Origin of the sequence: Sphingomonas sp. CROZ-RG-20F-R02-07 (assembly GCF_022662335.1) — a bacterium.
Lineage (GTDB): Bacteria > Pseudomonadota > Alphaproteobacteria > Sphingomonadales > Sphingomonadaceae > Sphingomonas.
On record NZ_JAKNQJ010000023.1, the window covers coordinates 1 to 20,706 of the forward strand.

Annotated in this window: 18 protein-coding genes; 11 read left to right on the forward strand and 7 right to left on the reverse strand. The window is 70.4% G+C overall.

Features of this window, described 5'->3' with window-relative positions; all coding sequences use genetic code 11:
* Positions 1-141: 141 nt before the first annotated feature.
* The 3 genes from L8H00_RS17725 to L8H00_RS17735 are packed head-to-tail and all read right to left on the reverse strand — an operon-like array spanning position 142 to position 3,000.
* On the reverse strand, positions 142-1,458 hold the full coding sequence (locus L8H00_RS17725; RefSeq protein ID WP_242098632.1) for a carbohydrate porin: 1,317 nt from the start codon (positions 1,456-1,458) through the stop codon (positions 142-144).
* 16 nt (positions 1,459-1,474) lie between these two features.
* A complete protein-coding gene (gene tcuC / locus L8H00_RS17730) occupies positions 1,475-2,746 on the reverse strand; it encodes a tricarballylate/proton symporter TcuC (RefSeq protein ID WP_242098647.1) in 1,272 nt (423 codons plus the stop codon).
* A complete protein-coding gene (locus tag L8H00_RS17735; RefSeq protein ID WP_242098633.1) occupies positions 2,743-3,000 on the reverse strand; it encodes a hypothetical protein in 258 nt (85 codons plus the stop codon). The genes tcuC and L8H00_RS17735 overlap by 4 nt, the downstream gene beginning before the upstream one ends.
* Before the next feature lie 90 nt (positions 3,001-3,090).
* Between L8H00_RS17735 and L8H00_RS17740 the strand changes: the two genes are divergently transcribed.
* Genes L8H00_RS17740 through L8H00_RS17780 form a run of 9 tightly spaced genes read left to right on the forward strand, consistent with a single transcriptional unit; the run spans position 3,091 to position 13,495 of the window.
* Positions 3,091-4,749: an MFS transporter gene (locus tag L8H00_RS17740; RefSeq protein WP_242098634.1), complete on the forward strand. Its 1,659-nt coding sequence runs from the start codon at positions 3,091-3,093 to the stop codon at positions 4,747-4,749.
* A gap of 31 nt (positions 4,750-4,780) precedes the next feature.
* Positions 4,781-5,809 (forward strand): LLM class flavin-dependent oxidoreductase, encoded by a 1,029-nt coding sequence (locus L8H00_RS17745; protein ID WP_242098635.1) that lies wholly within the window; start codon positions 4,781-4,783, stop codon positions 5,807-5,809.
* 43 nt (positions 5,810-5,852) lie between these two features.
* Positions 5,853-6,854: a hopanoid-associated sugar epimerase gene (gene hpnA / locus L8H00_RS17750; protein ID WP_242098636.1), complete on the forward strand. Its 1,002-nt coding sequence runs from the start codon at positions 5,853-5,855 to the stop codon at positions 6,852-6,854.
* Positions 6,851-7,972 (forward strand): glycosyltransferase, encoded by a 1,122-nt coding sequence (locus tag L8H00_RS17755; protein ID WP_242098637.1) that lies wholly within the window; start codon positions 6,851-6,853, stop codon positions 7,970-7,972. The genes hpnA and L8H00_RS17755 overlap by 4 nt, the downstream gene beginning before the upstream one ends.
* Positions 7,969-8,811, forward strand: coding sequence for a squalene synthase HpnC (gene hpnC, locus L8H00_RS17760; RefSeq protein ID WP_242098638.1), 843 nt, complete (start codon positions 7,969-7,971; stop codon positions 8,809-8,811). The genes L8H00_RS17755 and hpnC overlap by 4 nt, the downstream gene beginning before the upstream one ends.
* Complete coding sequence (gene hpnD, locus L8H00_RS17765) at positions 8,808-9,647, forward strand: presqualene diphosphate synthase HpnD (RefSeq protein ID WP_242098639.1); 840 nt, start codon at positions 8,808-8,810, stop codon at positions 9,645-9,647. Before hpnC ends, hpnD begins: the two co-directional genes overlap by 4 nt.
* A complete protein-coding gene (gene hpnE, locus L8H00_RS17770; protein ID WP_242098640.1) occupies positions 9,644-10,897 on the forward strand; it encodes a hydroxysqualene dehydroxylase HpnE in 1,254 nt (417 codons plus the stop codon). The genes hpnD and hpnE overlap by 4 nt, the downstream gene beginning before the upstream one ends.
* Positions 10,898-10,907: 10 nt before the next feature.
* Positions 10,908-12,833 carry a squalene--hopene cyclase gene (gene shc, locus L8H00_RS17775; RefSeq protein ID WP_242098641.1) on the forward strand — a complete coding sequence of 642 codons (1,926 nt, stop codon included), beginning with the start codon at positions 10,908-10,910 and terminating at the stop codon, positions 12,831-12,833.
* On the forward strand, positions 12,830-13,495 hold the full coding sequence (locus tag L8H00_RS17780; RefSeq protein ID WP_242098642.1) for a phosphorylase: 666 nt from the start codon (positions 12,830-12,832) through the stop codon (positions 13,493-13,495). Before shc ends, L8H00_RS17780 begins: the two co-directional genes overlap by 4 nt.
* A 54-nt stretch (positions 13,496-13,549) precedes the next feature.
* Here the strand turns inward: L8H00_RS17780 and hpnH are convergent, their stop codons facing one another.
* Together hpnH and ispH are read right to left on the reverse strand one after the other, a co-directional pair.
* Positions 13,550-14,695 carry an adenosyl-hopene transferase HpnH gene (hpnH, locus tag L8H00_RS17785; RefSeq protein WP_242098643.1) on the reverse strand — a complete coding sequence of 382 codons (1,146 nt, stop codon included), beginning with the start codon at positions 14,693-14,695 and terminating at the stop codon, positions 13,550-13,552.
* A gap of 10 nt (positions 14,696-14,705) precedes the next feature.
* Positions 14,706-15,683: a 4-hydroxy-3-methylbut-2-enyl diphosphate reductase gene (ispH, locus tag L8H00_RS17790; RefSeq protein WP_242098648.1), complete on the reverse strand. Its 978-nt coding sequence runs from the start codon at positions 15,681-15,683 to the stop codon at positions 14,706-14,708.
* Positions 15,684-15,893: 210 nt separating this feature from the next.
* Between ispH and L8H00_RS17795 the strand changes: the two genes are divergently transcribed.
* Both L8H00_RS17795 and L8H00_RS17800 read left to right on the forward strand, forming a co-directional pair.
* Positions 15,894-16,493: an ABC transporter substrate-binding protein gene (locus tag L8H00_RS17795; RefSeq protein WP_242098644.1), complete on the forward strand. Its 600-nt coding sequence runs from the start codon at positions 15,894-15,896 to the stop codon at positions 16,491-16,493.
* Complete coding sequence (locus L8H00_RS17800; RefSeq protein ID WP_242098645.1) at positions 16,490-17,509, forward strand: VacJ family lipoprotein; 1,020 nt, start codon at positions 16,490-16,492, stop codon at positions 17,507-17,509. Before L8H00_RS17795 ends, L8H00_RS17800 begins: the two co-directional genes overlap by 4 nt.
* A gap of 121 nt (positions 17,510-17,630) precedes the next feature.
* Here the strand turns inward: L8H00_RS17800 and L8H00_RS17805 are convergent, their stop codons facing one another.
* Together L8H00_RS17805 and L8H00_RS17810 are read right to left on the reverse strand one after the other, a co-directional pair.
* Positions 17,631-20,240, reverse strand: a complete 2,610-nt coding sequence (locus L8H00_RS17805) for an MMPL family transporter (RefSeq protein ID WP_242098646.1) — start codon at positions 20,238-20,240, stop codon at positions 17,631-17,633.
* 4 nt (positions 20,241-20,244) lie between these two features.
* On the reverse strand, positions 20,245-20,706 hold a 462-nt coding region (locus tag L8H00_RS17810; protein WP_277924559.1), incomplete at its 5' end, for a DUF2141 domain-containing protein.

Below are 20,706 nucleotides of genomic sequence, written 5' to 3' on the forward strand. Positions count from 1 at the left end.
TGGTGACCGTAGAAGCGGACCGTGTGGCCCGCCGCTGCGGTGAAAGGGGATTTAGGTGGGGCTCCCCGATTCGGCAAGCGAAATCGTCACGTGATTCACTTTTTTCGCGGAACCGCTCGCCAAACGCGGCGCGGCCCCAGCCTAGAAGCCGCCGTGGAGGCGCAGCGCGAAGACGTTGGCCGGCCCGCGATCGCGGTTGTAACCGGGGTGATCGACGAACTGGTAATCGAGCGTGACGTCGATGCCCTTCGCGGCGGCCAAGTCGTAATAGGTCTCGACGATCCCCTCCGCGCCCGCATGCACGAGCCGGCCGTCGCCGATCAGAACGCCCAGACCCCCCGCGGCGAGATAGCGCCGATGCGCGTCGGAGATGCCGTTGGCCACGATCGCCAGACCGATCCGGTCCGCCGCGCGGCCCCAGCCTTTGCCGCGCCACTGGCCGCCCACCGCGATCGTGCGGTCGATATCGGTGAAGTCATAGGGCTCGATCGCGCCGTCGGCGACGCCCGCGCGCGCGAACAGGCCGAGCGTACCGGTCACCGCCTGTTCGAGATTGGCGTGCACGCCCATCCGCGTCATCCGCCGCCGGGTGAGTGCGGGATCGACCGGCTGTCCGGTCGCCGCCGCCAGCGCCACCGCATCGTCGAACCGGCTGAACCGCCCCCGGTTGCGAAACACGGTGAGCCGCGCCGCGCCCGCACGCCCGGCGATGGCGAAGCGCCGCTCCAGCTCCGCATCCACCTGATATTGGCCGAAGCCGGTTTCCAGCGTCTCGCCGTTCGGCACCCTGGACAGGTTGAACCCGCCGAGCCGCAGCGTCCACGCGCCGGCGTACCATTCGCCCGCGACGCCGTAGCTATAGCCCCAGGCGTCCGCGGCATAATCGAACGACCCGGCGTCGACGATCGACCAGTTGAGGAAATCGCTGCGCGGATCATGCGCATAACTGTTGGTATCGAACACGTCGCCGACGCCGAACTTGCCGACCGTCAGCACGATGCGGTTCGCGGTGCGCGTGCCGGCGAACTGGTCTCCGACGCCCGCTACCGTCTCGGCCGCCCCGCCCAGATCGATCGTCTCCCGCACGAACAGCCGCTGCAAGCGCAGATAGGGCGCCGACTTGCCGACCTTATACGCCTCCGCGCTGGGGAAGCCGGCCACGCCCAGCGTGTTCGACAGGCCGAAGCCTTGGTCGATTTCCGGATTCGCCCAGATCTCGGTGCCCGCGGCCGGCCGCAGGCCGACAAAGGCGGTGGCGTCGAACGTCTCCCTGGCCTGATCGGGCGCCAGACTCTGCGGCCCCGTATAGGGCGAGGCGAAGCCGGGCGTCGCCTGCACGACAAAGGTGGCCTGACCGTGCACCGCGATCGGCGATCCCTCCGCGGGGCCCGCGTCCTGCGCCGAGGCGGCCGACGCCGCCGCGCCGAGCGCCAGCATCAACGCGATCCGTTCGATCATGAAAGGGGCCGTCCGATCATATCACAGGCTTCCGTTCCGTCAGCAGCGTCGCCGTGAGGCTGATCGCCGCCGCGAGCGTCAGCCACACGCCGGGCATGGCGAGATTGCCCGTGGCATGGATCGCAAGTGTGACAATATAAGGTGTGAACCCGCCGATCGCGGTGGCGAGGCTATAGGCCAGGCTGAAACCCGAAGCGCGCACCGCAGGCGGCACGATCTCGGTCAGATACACCACCATCGCCGAATTGTAGCTGGCGTAGAGCGCGGACAGCCACAGCTCGACCGCGATCAGCCTGGCCACGCTCGGCCCCGCCGCCAGCCACGCCATCGCCGGATAGGCGGTGAGGATCGCGAGCATTGTGCACGCGATCAGGATCGGCTTGCGCCCGATCCGGTCGGACGCGGCGCCCATCAGCGGCAGCCAGATCAGGTTGGACGCGCCCACCCCAGCCGTGACCCACAGATTGGCGCGCTCGGGCAGATGGAGCAACGTGCCGAAAGTGGGGGTGTAGGCCGTAATCATATAGAAGCTGACCGTCGTCATCAGCACCAGCGCCATCCCGGCCAGCACGCGCCCCCGCGCCGTCCAGAGCGCCGCGGCGATCCGGCGCAGATCCGGATGGTCGGTCCGCGCCGCGAAATCCGCCGACTCGCGCAGATGCCGCCGCACCAGGAAGACGAAGGGCACCACCGCGCAGCCGAGCAGCAGCGGCACCCGCCAGCCCCAGGCGGCGAGTTGCGCGGGGGTCAGCACGCCGGTGAGCGCCACGCCGACGAGCGCGGCGACGATCACCGCCACCTGTTGCGAGGCGGATTGCCACGACACGTAGAAGCCCTTGCGCCCCGGCGGCGCGATCTCGGCCAGATAGACCGACACGTTGCCGAGTTCGGCGCCGGCGGAAAAACCCTGGAGCAACCGCCCGAACAGCACGAGCACGGGGGCGAGCACGCCGATCGTCGCATAGGCCGGCGTCACCGCGAGCGTCACGATGCCGAGGCACATCAGCGACAGCGTGAGCAGCAGCCCCGCGCGCCGCCCGTGACGATCGGTGAACGCGCCGAGTATGATCGCGCCCAGCGGCCGCATCAGGAAACCGGCACCGAACGTCGCCAGCGATTTGAGCAATGTGCCGAACGCGTCGCCCGCCGGAAAATAGGCCTGGCCGATGGCGGCGGCGAAATAGCCGAACACCATGAAATCATACATTTCGAGGAAATTGCCGCTGGCGACGCGGACGATGTCGGCGAAGCCGTGGGGATGGGATGCGTCGGGCGCGCGTGCCGTCATCGCCAAGCCCCTGCTCCTGCTTCCCCGGCGAAGGCCGGGGCCCGGTCGGGGGACCTGCGCGACGATGCGCCGCGCTTCGTTACGAAGGCCTTCCCCCCTGGGCCCCGGCCTTCGCCAGGGAAGCACGAGTGGAAGACGGCCGCGCTCCACACGCCCTCTTCGTCGACGCTCGCCGCGATCCGGTCGCCGCCGGAATTGCGCGTCGCCTCCAGCGATTGCGCCCTCCCTGCGAAATGGTCGATCCGGTCGATCATCGGCCTGCTCCCTACCCCCCTGACCTGCGCGGGCGGCATAACGTGGCGGAAAGGGTTGGCAAGCTCGCCCATGGAGCGCAAGCGGCGGCGATGCCCGTCCCCACCGCCGATCGGCCGCCCGCCCCGCTCGCCATCCCCGTGTTCCGCGCGATCTGGCTGTCCAGCATGGCGTCGAATTTCGGCGGGCTGATCCAGTCGGTCGGCGCGTCGTGGATGATGACGTCGCTCGCCTCCTCGCCGCAACTCGTGGCGCTGGTGCAGGCATCGACCACGCTGCCGATCATGCTGCTGTCGCTCTGGGCCGGCGCGGTGGCGGACAATCTCGATCGGCGGCTGGTGATGCTGTGGGCGCAAAGCTTCATGCTCGTCGTGTCGGTGGTGCTCGCCGGATTCGCGTGGGCGGGGATCCTCACGCCCTGGTGGCTGCTCGGCTTCACCTTCCTGATCGGCTGCGGCACCGCGATGAACGGGCCCGCCTGGCAGGCCTCGGTCGGCGACATGGTGCCGCGCGCCGCGCTGCCCGGTGCGATCGCGCTCAATTCGATGGGGTTCAACATCGCGCGCAGCCTGGGGCCGGCGATCGGCGGCGCGATCGTCGCCGCGGCGGGCGCGGCCGCGGCGTTCCTGACGAATGCGGTGAGTTACCTGGGGCTGATCGCGGTGCTGGCGCGCTGGCATCCCGATCGTGCGCCGCGGCTGCTGCCGCGCGAACGGCTGGGCGTCGCGATGGGCGCGGGGCTGCGCTATGTCGCGGCCTCGCCCAATATCCGCATCGTGCTGCTGCGGGCCGGCCTGTTCGGCATCGCCGCCAGCGCGATCTCCGCGCTGATGCCGCTCGTCGCGCGCACCCGGATGGCGGGCGGCCCCCTCACCTATGGCGTGCTGCTCGGCGCGTTCGGGATCGGCGCGGTGGGCGGCGCGCTGCTCAGCGGGCGGCTGCGGCGGACGGTTACCACCGAATGGATCGTCCGCGTCGCCACGCTGGCGCTGGCGACCGGCGCGGCGGTCACGGGGCTCAGCACGATGCTGCCGCTGACGGTGGCCGCGCTGATGCTGGCGGGCGGCGGCTGGGTGCTCGCGCTCTCCACCTTCAACGTCACGGTGCAGCTCGCCTCGCCGCGCTGGGTCGTCGCCCGTGCGCTGGCGCTCTACCAGATGGCCGCGTTCGGCGGGATGGCGGTGGGCAGCTGGGTGTTCGGCCTGATCGCCGAACATCACGGCGTGGGCGACGCGCTGCTCGCCGCCGCCGCGTTCCAGCTTGCCGGCGGGCTGCTCGGCTTTCGGCTGGCGCTGCCGCAGGTGCAGGATCTCAACCTCGACCCGCTCGCGCGCTGGACCGAGCCGCAGACCGCGGTGCCGATCGAGCCCCGCAGCGGCCCCGTCATCATCGCGATCGACTACCGCATCGCCGAGGAGGATGTGGTCCATTTCCTGGGCGTGATGGAGGAGCGCGGCCGGATCCGCCGCCGCGACGGGGCGCGCCAATGGCATCTGATGCGCGATCTCGCCGATCCCGAGCTCTGGATCGAGCGCTATCAGCTTCCCACCTGGCTCGACTATGTCCGCCACAATCAGCGCCGGACCCAGGCCGATGCCGCCAATGGCGAGGCGCTTGCCGCGCTGAACCGTGGCGAATCGCCCCGGGTTCACCGGATGATCGAGCGCCAGACGGGATCGCTGCCGACCGCGCCCGCGCCCGGCCCGCGCGAGCTGGCGGATCCGATGACCGACCCCACACGGTCGAGCTGAACGGGCCGGGCGGACACGAAAGGAACGGATGATGACGGAACTGAGCTTCGGCCTCGACACCTTCGGCGACGTCACCGCGGACGCGGCCGGCGCGGCCGTCTCCTATGCGCAGGTGATCCGCGACGTGATCGCGCAAGGCGTGCTGGCGGACGCGGTGGGCGTCGATTTCTTCGGCGTGGGCGAGCATCACCGCGAGGATTTCGCGGTGTCCGCGCCCGAAATCCTGCTGGCCGCGATCGCCGGGCAGACGCGCCGGATCGCGCTCGGCTCGGCGGTCACCGTGCTCAGCTCGGACGATCCGATCCGCGTCTTCCAGCGCTTCGCGACGCTCGACGCGGCGAGCGGCGGCCGCGCCGAGGTGATCCTGGGGCGCGGATCGTTCACCGAATCCTTTCCGCTCTTCGGCTTCGACCTGAAGGATTACGAGCGGCTGTTCAGCGAGAAGCTCGATCTCTTCGCCCATATCCGCCAGGGGCGGCCGGTCACGTGGCGGGGGTCGATCCGGCCGCCGCTGGCGGACCAGCGCGTCGTGCCGCCGGTGGAGCAGGGCCTGCTGAAGACCTGGATCGGCGTCGGCGGCAGCCCCGAATCGGTGGTGCGCGCCGCGCGCTACGATCTGCCGATGCTGCTCGCGATCATCGGCGGCGAGCCCGCGCGGTTCCGGCCGTTCGTCGATCTCTACCACCGCGCCTTTGCCGAGGCGAAGCGGCCGGTGCAGCCGATCGGCGTCCATTCGCCGGGCTATGTGGCCGATACCGATGCGCAGGCGCGCGAGGAATTCTGGCCCGATTACCGTACGATGCACGGCCGCATCGGCAAGGAGCGCGGCTGGCCGCCGATGCAGCGCGCGCAGTTCGATCACGAAGCGGATCGCGGATCGCTCTATATCGGCTCGCCCGAAACGGTCGCGCGCAAGATCGCGGCGACGGTGAAGACGCTCGGCCTGTCGCGCTTCCAGCTCAAATATAGTGCAGGTCCACTGCCCCATTCGCGCTTGATGCGCTGTATCGAACTCTATGGGACGCGCGTGATCCCGCTGGTGCGCGAGATGCTCGGCTGAAGCCGGCCTTTTCCTCGGCCGCCAGCACGCTATAGCCGCGGCGATGCAGGAACACGCAAAGGGTACGGTGCTGGTGACGGGGGTGTCGGGCTTTGTCGGCTCGGCGGTCGCGCACGCGCTCGCCGACGCCGGCCGCCCGGTCCGCGGCCTGGTCCGTGCCACGAGCGTGCGTGCCAATTCGGCCAACTTCCGCGGCGAGATCGTCGAAGGCGATATCCGCGATCCCGGCGCCGTGGCCGCGGCGATGGCGGGCGCGTCGGCGCTGATCCACGTCGCCGCCGATTACCGGCTCTGGGCACGCGATCCCGAAGAGATCGTCCGTAACAACCGCGAGGGCACGCGCGTGGTGATGGCGGCGGCACACGCGGCAGGCGTCGCGCGGATCGTCCACACCAGCAGCGTCGCGACGCTCCTCCCCGCTGCCGACGGCGCCGCCGACGAGACCCGCCCCGCCACCGAGACGAACGTCGTCGGCGCGTACAAGCGCAGCAAGGTGGTCGCCGAGCGGCTGGTCGAGGCGATGGTCCGCGACGGGCTGCCCGCAGTGATCGTCAATCCCTCCACCCCGATCGGCCCGCGTGACGTGCGGCCGACGCCCACGGGGCGGATCATCGTCGAGGCGGCGAACGGCCGCATGCCCGCCTTCGTCGACAGCGGGCTGAACCTCGTCCATGTCGACGATGTCGCGCGCGGCCACCTGCTTGCGCTGGAGCGCGGCCGAATCGGCGAACGCTATGTGCTGGGCGGCGAGGACGTCGCGCTGGGCGATATGCTGGCCACGATCGCCGCGATCCGCGGGCGCAAGCCGCCGACGGTGCGGCTGCCGCGCGGACCGCTCTTCCCGCTCGCCTGGGCGAACGAGGCGCTGGCGCGCGTGACGGGCAAGGAGCCGTTCCTGACGATGGACGGGCTGCGCATGGCGAAGCACCGGATGTTCTACAGCTCCGCCAAGGCCGAGCGCGAACTCGGCTATACGCACCGTCCCTATGCCGAGGCGCTGCGCGCGGCGATCGCCTGGTTCGCGGACGCGGGGATGATCCGGTGATCGCGCTCGGTTCGCTGTCGCTGCTGATCTGGCTGGTGCTGGTGTTCGGCCATGGCGGCTTCTGGCGCGCGCGCGAGCGCGACACCGTCCTCCCCCCGCCCGCGCCCGGCGTGTGGCCCGATGTCGTGGCGGTGGTTCCCGCACGCGACGAGGCGGCGGTGATCGGGCCGGCGATCGCCAGCCTCGCCGCGCAGGATTACCCCGGCGCGTTCCGGATCGTGCTGGTCGACGACGGCAGCACCGACGGCACCGCCGCCGTCGCCGCCGCGCAGGGCGGCACGGCGCTGACGACGATCGCCGGCGCGCCCTTGCCCGCGGGCTGGACGGGCAAGCTATGGGCCGTGTCGCAGGGGATCGCGGACGCGGGCACTCCGCGCTATCTCTGGCTGACCGACGCCGATATCGCGCATGCGCCCGATACGCTGCGCAGCCTCGTCGCCCGCGCCGAATCGCGCAAGCTCGCTTTGGTGTCGCTGATGGCGAAGCTGCGCTGCGAGACGCTGGCCGAACGCGCGCTGATCCCCGCCTTCGTGTTCTTCTTCCAGATGCTCTACCCGTTCGCGCGGGTGAACGGGCGCGGGCCCGGCGCGGCGGCGGGCGGGTGCATGCTGGTGCGGCGCGATGCGCTGGAGCGCGCGGGCGGCATCGCCGCGATCCGCGGTGCGCTGATCGACGATTGCGCGTTCGGCGCGCTGATGAAGCGGCAGGGTCCGATCTGGCTCGGCCTCACCGATCGTTCGCGCAGCATCCGCCCCTATGACGATGTGGAGTCGATCGCGGCGATGATCGCGCGCTCGGCCTATACGCAGCTCGGTCATAGCCGCGTGAAGCTGGCGGGCACGATCGTCGGTCTTGCCATCGTCTATGCGGTGCCGCCGCTGCTCGCGCTGTTCGCGCGTGGCCCGGCGCAGGCGCTGGGCCTGATCGCCTGGGCGCTGATGGCGATGGCGTTCCAGCCGATGCTGCGCTTCTACCGCGCGTCGCCCTTGTGGGGGCCGGCACTTCCCGGCATCGCCACCTTCTACGCCGGATGCACGCTGCGTTCGGCCTGGGCGCACGAGCGGGGACGCGGCGGCATGTGGAAGGGTCGGACACACGCGCCGGTCGGCCACCCGTGACGAAGGCGTCCACGCTCGCGTCCGGCAAGGACCATCGCCAGGAGAATTTCCCGGTGGCCAGCGTGCTGCTGAAGCCCGCCGCGCGCGCGCCGATCATGGCCTTCTACCGCTTCGCCCGCGCCGCCGACGACGTGGCCGACAATCCCGTCGCAGCGCCGGCCGAAAAGCTCGGGCTGCTGGCCGAGATGCGCCGCGGGCTGTCGGGCGAAGGCCACGATCCGGCGGCGCTCGCGCTCGGCACGGTGATGGCCGAGCGCGGGATCGACCCGGCGCATGCACAGGATCTGCTCGACGCGTTCGTGCGGGATGTGAGCGTGGATCGCTATGCCGACTGGAACGCACTCATCGGCTATTGCCGAGTCTCGGCGATGCCGGTCGGCCGCTATGTGCTCGACGTGCACGGCGAGAGCCGCGCGACCTGGCCGGCCTCCGACGCCTTGTGCGCCGCGCTCCAGATCATCAACCATCTGCAGGATTGCGCGAAGGACTATGCCGCGATCGGCCGCGTCTACATCCCGCTCGACATGCTGGCGGCCGGGGGCGCGCGCGTCGAGGATCTGGGTGCCCCGGCGGCGTCCCCCGCGCTTCGCGCCACGATCGTCGCCTGCGCGCGGCGCACGCAGGATCTGCTGCGCCAGAGCGCGGGGTTCGCCGGCCAGATTCGCGACCGCCGGCTCGCCGCCGAGGTCGCGATCATCCAGCGTCTCGCCGAAAGCCTGACGCACCGGCTGCTGACGCGCGATCCGCTCAGCCAGCGCGTCCATCATCGCCCCTATGAGGGCGCGGCGCTCGCCGCGGGCGCGCTCGTCGGCCAAGTCTTCGCGAGGATGCGCGCATGAATCCCAAGGCGACTCCCGGCGCGCTCCAGGCGCAGGTCGCGGGCAGTTCCTTCTATGCGGGCATGCGCGTGCTGCCCAAGGCGCGGCGCGAAGCGATGTACGCGGTCTATGCCTTTTGCCGCGCGGTGGACGATATCGCCGACGACCAGCAGGGCGACCGCGCCGGCCGCGCCGCCGCGCTCGACGCATGGCGCGCCGACATCGATTCGCTCTACGCCGGCGGCCCCGCCGGGCAGGCCGCCATCGTCGCGGAGGCGGTGCACCGCTTCCATCTCGATCGCGCCGATTTCCATGCGGTGATCGACGGCATGGCCACCGATGTCGCCGGCGACGTGCGCTGGCCGACGATGGCGGAGCTCGATCTCTATTGCGACCGGGTGGCTTCCGCCGTCGGGCGACTGTCGGTGCGGATCTTCGGCATGGACGAGGCGCCGGGCATCGCGCTCGCCTGGCATCTCGGCCGGGCGCTTCAGTTGACCAACATCCTGCGCGACATCGACGAAGATGCCGCGATCGGTCGCGTCTATCTGCCCGCCGAATTGCTGGAAGGCGCGGGAATCGCGCTCACCACGCCCGAACGCGTCGTCGCCGATCCCCGCATCGACGCCACCGCGCGGGCGCTCTCCGCCGAAGCCCGCGGCCATTATGCGCAGGCCCGCGCGATCCTGGCCAAGCGGCCGCGCGGCAACCTGATCGCGCCGCGGCTGATGGCGGCGGCCTATGGCAAGGTGCTCGACCGCATGGAGGCGGTCGGCTGGAAACCGCCGCGCGCGCGCATCCGCGTGTCGAAGGTAGGGCTGCTCTGGACGGTGCTGCGGCTGAGCCTCGCCCGGTGAGTTTCGCGCGCGCGACCGTGGCGGGTGCGGGGCTCGCCGGATTGTCGGCGGCAGTCGTTCTAACCAGGGCCGGCGTGGCGGTGGACGTGCGCGATTCGGCCGCGCAGGCCGGTGGGCGTTGCCGATCCTATCACGATCGCCAGCTCGGGCTGACGATCGACAATGGCAATCATCTCGTCCTCTCCGGCAATCCCGCCGTCGCGCGGTTCCGGTCCATGATCGGTGCGGCGGCGCCGCTCGCGGGACCGCCCCATGCCGATTACGCCTTCTGCCATCTCGGGACCGGCGAGCGCTGGACGGTGCGGATCAACGACGGGCCGCTGCCCTGGTGGATCGGGGCGAAGCGCCGCCGCGTGCCGGGCAGCCGCATCGCCGACTATCTGCCGCTCGCGCGCCTGTTGCAGGGCGGCGACGTGCGGATCGATTCGCGAATCCCGACGGCGGGGCCGGTGTGGACGAAGCTGCTCGAGCCCGTGCTGCTCGCAGCCCTCAACACCGCGCCCGCGGAGAGTTCGGCGGCGCTGGCCGGTGCGGTGCTGCGCGAGACGGTGGCGAAGGGCGGCCGGGCGATGCGCCCGCGGATCGCCGAACCCACGCTCGCCGCCGCCTTCGTGGATCCCGCGATCGCCTGGCTTGCCGACCAAGGCGCGCCCGTGACGCTCGGGCGTCGGCTTCGCGCGCTGGCGTTCGAGGACGACCGGGTCGTCGCGCTCGACTGGGGCGACGGGCCCGAACCGGTCGCGGCCGACACGGCGGTGGTGCTGGCGCTTCCCGCCTGGGTCGCGGCGGACCTCGTGCCCGGCTTGGCCGTGCCGACCGAACACCGCGCGATCGTCAATGGCCATTTCGCCTTTCCGGCGCCCGTCGGTGCACCGACGATGCTGGGGCTGCTCGGCGGCACCGCGGAATGGGTGTTCGCCTTTCCCGATCGGCTGTCGGTAACGGTCAGTGCGGCCGACCATCTGGTGGACCGCGACCGCGAGGATCTGGCCCGCGGCTTCTGGGCCGATATCGGCGCCGCGCTCGGGATCGACGCGCCGATGCCGCGCTGGCAGGTGGTGAAGGAAAAGCGCGCCACCTTCGCCGCGACGCCGGAGCAGGATGCGTTGCGCCCGCCGGCCCGCACACGCTGGCGCAACCTGTTCCTGGCGGGCGACTGGACCCGCACGGGCCTGCCGTCGACGATCGAGGGCGCGATCCGGTCGGGCGAAACCGCGGCGGCGCTGGCGATGACGCGCGCATCGCTGTAACGCTTGCGTGATGCACGGAACGCTTACCTCCCTCCCCGCGATCGATCAGGCGGTGGACCGCGCCGCCGCCGCACTGGCCGCCGCGCAGCAGGACGACGGCCATTGGGTGTTCGAACTCGAGGCGGACGCCACCATCCCGGCCGAATATATCCTGCTGCGCCATTATCTCGGCGAGCCGGTGGATGCGGGGCTCGAGGCCAAGATCGGCCGCTATCTGCGGCGGCTTCAGTCCGCCGAACATCAGGGTTGGTCGCTGTTCCATGCCGGCGCGTTCGACGTCAGTGCCAGCGTGAAGGCCTATTATGCGCTGAAGATGATCGGCGATCCCGCGGATGCGCCGCACATGGCCGCGGCGCGCGGCGCGATCCTGGCGGCGGGGGGCGCCGCGGCGGCGAACGTGTTCACCCGCATCCAGCTCGCGCTGTTCGGCGCGGGGCCGTGGGAGACGGTGCCGACGATGCCGCCCGAACTGATCCTCGCGCCGCGCTGGTTTCCGATCACGCTGGCCCGGATGTCCTATTGGGCGCGCACCGTCGTCGTGCCGCTGCTCGTTCTGGCCGCGCTGAAGCCCAAGGCGCGCAACGCACGCGGCATCCTGGTGGACGAACTCTATACCGGCGACATGGTTGAGCCCGCGAGCAAGGCGGACACCACGCCGCTATGGACACTGGGCTTCACCGCGCTCGATCGCGCGCTGAAACGCGGCGACCGGCTCTGGCCCAGGCGCTTGCGCCAGCGGGCGATCGACGCGTGCGTGGCGTTCGTCGTGGAGCGGCTGAACGGCGTCGACGGGCTGGGGGCGATCTATCCGGCGATGGCGAACAGCGTGATGATGTTCGACTGCCTCGGCTACCCCGCCGATCATCCGCACCGGGCGATGGCGCGCGAGTCGCTCGAACGGCTGCTCGTCGTCGGCGAGGACGAGGCCTATTGCCAGCCCTGCGTCTCTCCGGTGTGGGACACCGCACTTGCCGCGCACGCGATGATGGAGGCGGGCGAAACCGATCGTGCGGACGCGGCGCTCGACTGGCTCCGCCCGCGCCAGGTGCTAGACGTGAAGGGCGACTGGGCGGATGTCCGCCCCGACGTGCGCCCCGGCGGCTGGGCGTTCCAATATGCGAACGACCATTATCCCGATCTGGACGACACCGCCGTCGTGGTGATGGCGATGGACCGCGGCCGCGGCCGCATCGGGCCGGCGAACGATGTGGCGATCGAACGCGGGGTGGAATGGACGGTCGGTCTGCAATCGCGCAACGGCGGCTGGGGCGCGTTCGATGCGGACAACACGCACGATTATCTGAACAACCTGCCCTTTGCCGATCACGGCGCGCTGCTCGACCCGCCCACCGCCGACGTCACCGCGCGCTGCGTCTCGATGCTGGCGCAGATGGGCGAGCGCGATTCGCCGAGGATGAAGGCGGCGCTAGGCTATCTGGCGCGCGAGCAGATGACGGACGGCAGTTGGTTCGGGCGCTGGGGCGTCAATTATATCTACGGCACCTGGTCGGTGCTCTGCGCGCTGAACGCCGCCGGTATGACCGACGCGGACCCGATGGTGGCGAACGCCGCCGCATGGCTCAAGGCGATCCAGAACCCGGATGGCGGCTGGGGCGAGGATTGCGAGAGCTATGCGCTCGATTACGCCGGCTATCGCCCCGCCCCCTCGACCGCGTCGCAAACCGCCTGGGCGCTGCTCGCGCTGATGGCGGCGGGCGGGGTGGATGACGAGGCGGTGGCGCGCGGCATCGGCTGGCTGCAGGCGCATCAGGCTGCGGACGGCCTATGGGGGCAGGAACATTATACCGGCGGCGGTTTCCCGCGCGTCTTCTACCTGCGCTATCACGGCTATCCCAAATATTTCCCGCTCTGGGCGATGGCGCGCTACCGCAACCTGAAGCGCGCCAATGGGCGCGTCGTGGAGTATGGCATGTGAGCGGCCATGTCGTCGTCGCGACCGGGTTCAACCGCGAAGTGGCGTGCGTGGCGCCGCTCGCCGGGATCGTGGCGGTCGCGGGCGGTGGCGATCCCGTGGGGCTGCGCGGCCGGATCGAGGCGGCCGCCGCCGGCGCTGCGGGGATCGTCAGCTTCGGAATGACGGGCGCGCTGGCCGACGGGCTGGCGATTGGCGACTGGGTGGTGGCGGACCGATTGTGGGGCGCAACCGAGCTCGCCTGCGATCCCGCGTGGACTCACGCGCTCGCTGCGGCCCTGCCCGGCGCGCGGATCGGCGGCTTCTATGCCGATGGGCGGATGATCGACACGATTTCGGAAAAGCTGGCGCTGGGGGAACGCCACGGCGCGCTTGCGGTCGATATGGAAAGCCATGTCGCGGCCGCGGTGGCGCAGGCGCGCGGACTGCCGTTCGCGATCGTGCGCTGCGTGTCGGACGGCGCGCGTCACCTGCTGCCGCATGCGATCACCGTCAGCATGCGGCCCGATGGCGGCGTGGACGGCAAGGCGATGCTGCGGTCGGTGGCGGCGCGCCCCGGCCAGATCGCCGACATCGCCCGCACCAGCGCGGGCTTCGCCAAGGCGATGCGCGAACTGAAGCGCGGCGCGGTCCGGATCGGCCCGCGCATGGCGCTTCCGGGTTAGACGCACCGCCGAAGTTGGCGAAGGTTGCGCCTGACCGGGTAGCGCCCGCGGCCCTCAGGCGGCGCGCTGGGTCCGCTTGAAGCCCTCGGGATCGGCCGCCTTGATCCGGGCCAGTTCCTGCTCGACATGGCTCGAATGGACGTCCGCGGCGGGCCGTGCGTGCGACAGGTCGATGTCGGGCGCCATCGGTCCTTCGGTCCGCACGCCCTTGCGACCGATGGCGAACATCTTGAGCGGATGGCGGATCGAATCGGTCGCTGCGGTGCCCTCGAACCCACAATGGACCATGCAGTTCGAGCATTTCTCGTACCGCCCGACGCCGTACTGATCCCAATCCGTGCCCTCCATCAGCTCGGCGAAGGTTTCGACATAGCCTTCGCCGACGAGATAGCAGGGCTTCTGCCAGCCGAAGACGGTGCGCAGCGGCATCGACCAGGGCGTGCATTCATAGGTCTGGTTGCCGGCCAGGAAATCGAGGAACAGCGGCGAGTTGGTGAAGGTCCACGCCTTGCCGCCATCGCCTCGGCGGAACACGTCGCGGAAGAAATTCTTGGTGCGTTCGCGCGTCAGGAAATGCTCCTGATCGGCGGCGCGCTCGTAGGAATAGCCGGGCGAGATCGTGATCTCGACGCCCAGCCGCTCCATCTCGTCGAAGAAGCTTGCGAGCCGCGCCGGGTCGGCACCATCGAACACGGTGCAGTTCACCTGAACGCGGAAACCCTTGGCCTTGGCCAGCAGGATCGCCTCGTGCGCGGCGTCATAGGTGCCGTCCTGATCGACGGCATGGTCGTGCATGCCCTTGTCGCCATCGAGGTGGATCGACCAGGTGAAATAGTTCGACGGCGTATATTGGTCGATCTTCTTCTTCATCAGCAGCGCGTTCGTGCACAGGATCACGAACTTCTTCTTTGCAATATAGCCCTCGACGATCTTGGGCATGTCGCGGTGCAGCAGCGGCTCGCCGCCGGCGATCGAGACGGCGGGCGCACCGCAATCGTCGATCGCGTCCATGCATTGCTGCACCGACAGGCGCTGGTTGAGGATGGCATCCGGATAGTCGATCTTGCCGCAGCCGGGGCATGCCAGATTGCAGCGCAGCAGCGGCTCCAGCATCAGCACCAGCGGATATTTGCCGCCCTTGATATGCTGTTTGAGCGTATAGGCGCCGATACGCGCGAGCTGCGAAAGGGGAAGGCTCATGGCGGTGTTCCTATTGCGCCGCAGCGGCGACGGGAGCCTTGCGGTCGCGCAGCTCGGGGGGCAGGCTGAATTCGATGTTTTCCTCGACGCCGTCGAGCTGCGACACCGTGACCGGGCGCAGCCGGCGAAGCGCGGCGATGACGCTGTCGACCAGCTCGTCGGGTGCCGAGGCGCCGGCGGTGATGCCAACCGCGGCGACTCCGTCCAGCCACGCCGGATCGAGCCCCTCGCCATCGTCGATCAGATAGCTCGGCACGCCCATCTCGACGCCGATCTCGCGCAGGCGACTCGAGTTGGAGCTGGTCTGCGAACCCACCACGATCAGGAGATCGGAGACTCGCGCCAGATCGCGTACCGCGCTCTGCCGGTTCTGCGTGGCATAGCAGATCTCCGACACGTCGGGGCCCATCACGTCGTCGAACCGCGTCTCCAGCGCCTCGATCACGGTGCGCGTGTCGTCCACCGACAATGTCGTCTGCGTGACATAGGCGATCGGCGTGGTCGTCGCGATCGGCAGCGCGGCGACATCCGCAGGTGTGGAGACGAGGTGCATCGGCGCATCGATCTGGCCCATCGTGCCGATCACCTCGGCATGGCCCTCATGCCCGATCAGCACCAGCGTGCGGCCGGACTTCGCATAGCGGCGGCCCTGCACATGCACCTTGGTGACGAGCGGACAGGTGGCGTCGAGCGTGGGCAGCTCGCGCAGTTTGGCCTCTTCCTGCACGCTGCGCGCCACGCCGTGCGCGCTGAAGATCGTCATCGCGCCGGCCGGGATCTCGGTCAGATCCTCGACGAAGATCGCGCCCTTGCGCTTCAGCTTGTCGACCACGTGGCGATTGTGGACGATCTCGTGGCGCACATAGACGGGCGCCGAATAGCGTTCGAGCGCACGCTCCACGATGTCGATCGCGCGGACCACGCCCGCGCAGAAACCGCGCGGCTGGGCCAGGATCACCTTGAGAGGCTCCTGCTCGCTGGTCTGGATGGCGTTCACCATGTCTCCGTGGCTGGGCGGGTCGGGGGTGGGCGGGTCGGGCAGCGTCCACCCATGTTGCAGTGCGATTACTCTTTTCAAGGCAGGGGCGAAAGTCGAAAGATTTTCATGGGCGCACCCAAGCGCCGCTAGGCCCCACGCTGGACCTGCCCCGGCGAGGAGAGTAAGCGGCCGGCCATCCCGTATCAGGAGCCGTTTTCCATGCGATCCTCGCTCGTTCTGCTCGCCGCCCCGTTCGCGCTCGTGGCCGCCCCGGCGCTGGCCCAGGCGACCGATCCCGCGGCCGCGCCGGTCAAGGCGCTCGACGACGGTCTGCTGGCCATCATGAAGGCGGGCAAGGCCGCCGGCATGCGCGGTCGCATCGCGCAGATCGCGCCGGTGGTGGACCGCAGCTTCGACCTGCCGCTGACGACCCGGCTGGCGATCGGCAGCGCGTGGACGGGGATCGCGCCCGCCGACCAGGTCGCCCTGGTGGCCGCGGTGCGCCGGCTGACGCTGGCGCAATATGCGAGCAACTTCGACGGCTATTCGGGCCAGAGCTTCGCGATCGACCCGAAGGTCGAGGCGCGCGGCGGCGACCGGCTGGTCAAGACCACGCTGTCGAGCAAATCGGGCCCGGTCTCGCTTTCCTATCGGTTGCGCGACGGCGGCCAGGGTTGGCGGATCATCGACGTGTTCTACCGCAATGCGATCAGCCAGCTCGCCACCCGTCGCGCCGACTTCGCTAGCGTGCTGGCGAGCGGCGGCGCCAAGGCGCTGGTGGCGCATCTGAACGACCTGTCGGCGAAGGTCGGCGGTTGATCCTGGCGCTCGCCCCGGTCGCGGGGCTGGTCGCCGCGGCATCGATGGGCGTGCCGGCCGGAACGTCGCCCGTGATCCTGGTGGAGAACCCGGCGCCGCCCCCCCTGCCCGCCGCCGCGACCGTGGCGCCCGATCCCGAGCCCGCGGCGACACCCGCCGCCGCGGCCCGCCATGCGCCGGGAGATCCGCTCGAACGGCTCAACCGCCGCGTGTTCCGCGGGCATGAGCGGTTCGACCGCGCGGTCTTCCGCCCCGCCGCGATCGGCTACACGCACATCCTGCCGAGGCCGCTGCGCACCGCGCTGCGCAACTTCTTCAGCAATCTGGGCGAGCCGGTGATCGCGCTCAACTTCCTGCTGCAGCGCAAACCCGGCAAGGCGATCGAGACGCTGGGGCGCTTCGCCGTGAACACCACGCTGGGCCTTGCCGGCACCGTCGATCTCGCCAAATCGCCGGGCGTGCGCCTGCCGCACCGGCCGAACGGCTTTGCCGACACGCTCGGCTTCTATGGCGTGAAGCCCGGCCCCTATTTCTTCCTGCCGCTGTTCGGGCCGACGACGCTGCGCGATTTCCTCGGCGGCCAGGGCGACGGGCTGATCCTGCCGATCGCGATCGGCGAACCGTTCGACCGGATCGACTATCAAGTGGTCAAGGGGGTCACGACGGGCCTCGACACCCGCGCCGAGGCCGATGACGATCTGAAGGCGCTGAATGCGGGTGCGGTCGATCGCTACGCCACGCTGCGCTCGGTCTATCTGCAGAACCGCGCGGGCGAGATCGCGCATCTGAAGGGCACGCGCACTGCCGCCGCCCCGCCCGCCCCCGAATTGGGCGAGCCGCTGGCGGACCCGGCCGGCACGCACACCCCGCCGCCGAAACCGGACTCCGGCGCGTCCCAATTGAGCGACCCGCTCGCCGATCCCGCCAGCACGCAAGCGCCGCCTTCACCAAAGCTCGAATCGGGAGCGCCCGAACTGAGCGATCCGCTGACCGACCCGGCGGCGCCCAAGCCATAGAGTTTGAGGACGTCCCTCGCTCCGTTCGCCCTGAGCTTGTCGAACGGCCTGTTCCGGACGCGAAGACTCGATCGCGGCGGGCGTGCTTCGACAGGCTCAGCACGAACGGTGCAAGGACAAATCAGCGACGCTGACGCTTCGTCCGCACGGGCCCCAGTAGCGCGGGCTCGAACACCAGCGCGCACACCAACGTCCAGGCGAGCGAGATCATCAGGATCTTGCCCATGCTCGCGGTGCCGGGATGGTCGGATAGCCACAGGCTGCCGAATGCGGTGCCCGTCGCCAGCGCACTGAACAGCACCGCACGCGCCAGTGCCGATTGCAGCAGATTCGTCGCGCCGCCGCGCCAGGCCATCACGAAATAGATGTGGAACGCCACGCCGACGCCGAACAGCAGCGGAAAGGCGATGATGTTGGCGAAGTTGATCGGCTGGCCGATCACCACGCAGGTGCCGAGCGTCAGGAAGATCGACAGGATCACCGGGGCGAGCGTGAACAGCACCTCGCGCAGGTCGCGCAGCACCAGCCACAGGAACAGGCTGACGAGCAGGAACGCGATGGCGCCCGCCTGCACGAACGCGCCCGCAATGGTGAACGCCGCCGCCTGGGTGGCGACCGGCAGGCCCGAGGCAGCGGGCGCGACCGCCAGCACGGTATCGCGGAACCGGTGGATGGTGGCATTGTCGTTGGCATCGCCGCTGGGGTTCGCCTGCACGCGCTCGCGGCCATCCGGCGCCACCCAGTCGCGGACGATCTCGGCGGGCAGCGTCGCGCGCGTCACCGGCTGCGCCTGGAGCGACGCGCGCACCGAATCGAGCATCACCGCCAGCGGCTGCGACAGCATCGCGTCGATCGCCGCGCGCGTCGCCGGCGGCGCGGCGGCGGTGCGCGCGAACGCCTCGGCCAGCCGCCGCGCGTCCACCGCACCCCGCCCGGTGCCCTGCCCCGCCGCCCGACGCAGGCGCAGCGCGGTCGTGTTCAGCGCCGCCACCAGCGCGCCGTCGTCCGCCGGCGGGGCCAGGTCGAACGGGTTGAGCGTCAGGTCGAGCAGCGTCGAGGCATCCTCGATCGCGGCCAGCTTGGGCGGCTGATCGTCGGGCACGAAGCTGTCGAGATCGATCACGCGCGCGACCGCGGGCAGCGCCGCCAGCCGCCGAGCGATCGCCTGCGCGGCGGTATGATCGGGGGCGAGCACGTCGATCGTATTGGGCGTGCGATCGGGATCGCGCGTCAGGTCGGCCAGCGTGCGCATCGCCGGGCTGGCCGGTGAGCGCAGATGAAGTGGATTGAAATCGAACGTCACCAGCGGCAACAGCGCGATCGACACCGCGGTCGACACGCCGAATGCCCATAGCACGCCGCACCGTCGCCGCGCGAGGAACGCGTCCACCGGCGCCAGCGCGGCGAAACCCACCTCCCGAACGGGCGCCGCGGGCCGCAGCAGGACGATCAGCGCGGGCAGCAAAGTGACCGCGAGCGCCAGCGCGATCACCATGCCCAACCCTGCGATCACGCCCAGTTCGGCGATCCCGACATAGGCGGTGGGCAGGAACGCGCCGAAGCCCAGGAACACCGCACCCGCCGCCAGCAACAGCGGCGCGCCGAGCGCGGCGCCCGCGGCCCGCAGCGCATCGGGCACCGCGAGCCCGTCATTGCGCTCGGCGTTGAAGCGCACCGCGATCTGGATGCCGAAATCCACGCCAAGCCCAACGAACAGCGGGATGAACGCGACCGAGATGAGGTTCAGCCGCCCCACCGCCATCAGCCCGGTCGCGGTGGTGACGACCAGCCCGACGACGATAGTCAGCATGATCGCTGCCACGAGCCGCAGCGACCGCGTGGCGAACCACAAGGTCACCAGCATGGCTCCGAGCATCACCGCGCCGACGCAGCCGATATTCTCCGCGAGCGTGCCGAACTCCTCGTCCGACAGCGCGAGATCCCCCGTGAGCGCCACGCGGACGCCGTGCGCGGCGTCGAGTCCCAGCGATGACGCCGCGCGCGCGATCGCCGCGCGCGTCGGCTCGCCCGGCTGCAACGATTCGAAATCGGGCACCGGCTGTACCAGCACCAGCCGCCGCGTCGGCGCGGCGAGCGATCCGCCGCCACCGGCGAACAGCCTCTGCCACGAGAAGAACGCCGGGCGCCCCGCCAGCCGGGCGTCGATCGCATCCGCCATCGCGCGCATCGGCGCGTCGACGCGGTCGAACGTCGCGTCGCCGCGTTCCACCCCGTCGAGCACGCTGCCGAAGGCGGTGGTGACGCCGTGGAGCGTCGGATCGGCGGCGAGCGGCCCCAGCAGCGGCTGTGCGGCGACGAGCGCCGCGGTGGCCGCGCGGACCGACGCGACGCTGCCGAACAACAGCCCCTCGCGCGCAAAGAACGCGCCGCCATCGGGTCGCTGGACGCGGCGGATATGCGCCGGATCGGTCGCGAGTTGGGCGGCGAGGCGCGCGGCGCCGTCCTCCGCCAGCTCGGGCGTGCGGCCGTCGATCACCAGCACCAGCACGTCGCTGCGCTGCGGAAAGGCCGCGTCCATCGCCGCCGCCTGCCGCCGCCACTCGACCTTGGGCGAGATCAGCGCATCGGTATCGGTGGTCATCGCGAAATGGCCTGCCGCGTACAGCCCCGCCAGCGCGAGGAGGACGAGGCCAGCGATCAGCGTCCACCACGGGCGGCGGATGCTGGCGGAAACCGCGGCCGGGACGAGCCCGGACAGAAACGCCCGCATCGCCTCAGCCCGGCCCGGACGCGCCGATGAAATAGCGCAGGTTCAGCATGGTCGTCTGGGTCGGCCCGGCAAAGTCCAACTTCGCGTCCGCCCATTGCGGGGCGCGCGGCGGAAACAGCACGATCTTCGCATCGTTCGAAAAGCCGACGCCTTCCTTAGGCAGCCCCAGGAAGTTGCGATCGACCTTGCCGTTGCGATTTTCGTCGTGATAGGCCTGGATGGCATAGCGGCCGGGTGCCACGCCGTGGACGACCACGACGGTCGTTCCCGTCACCGCCGGCGCCGCGCCGCTATAGGGGCAGCCGTCCTTCAGGAAGCGCGCCTCGGGACAGATATCGACATGGACGCGGCCGCTCGCGTTGCGGACATTGCCTACGCGCACCGTTAGCGTGCCCTCGGGCGCGGGCGCCGCGGCGGTCGCCAGCAGCGCCGCCACCGCGATCAGCGCCTTCACGCCGATTGCTCG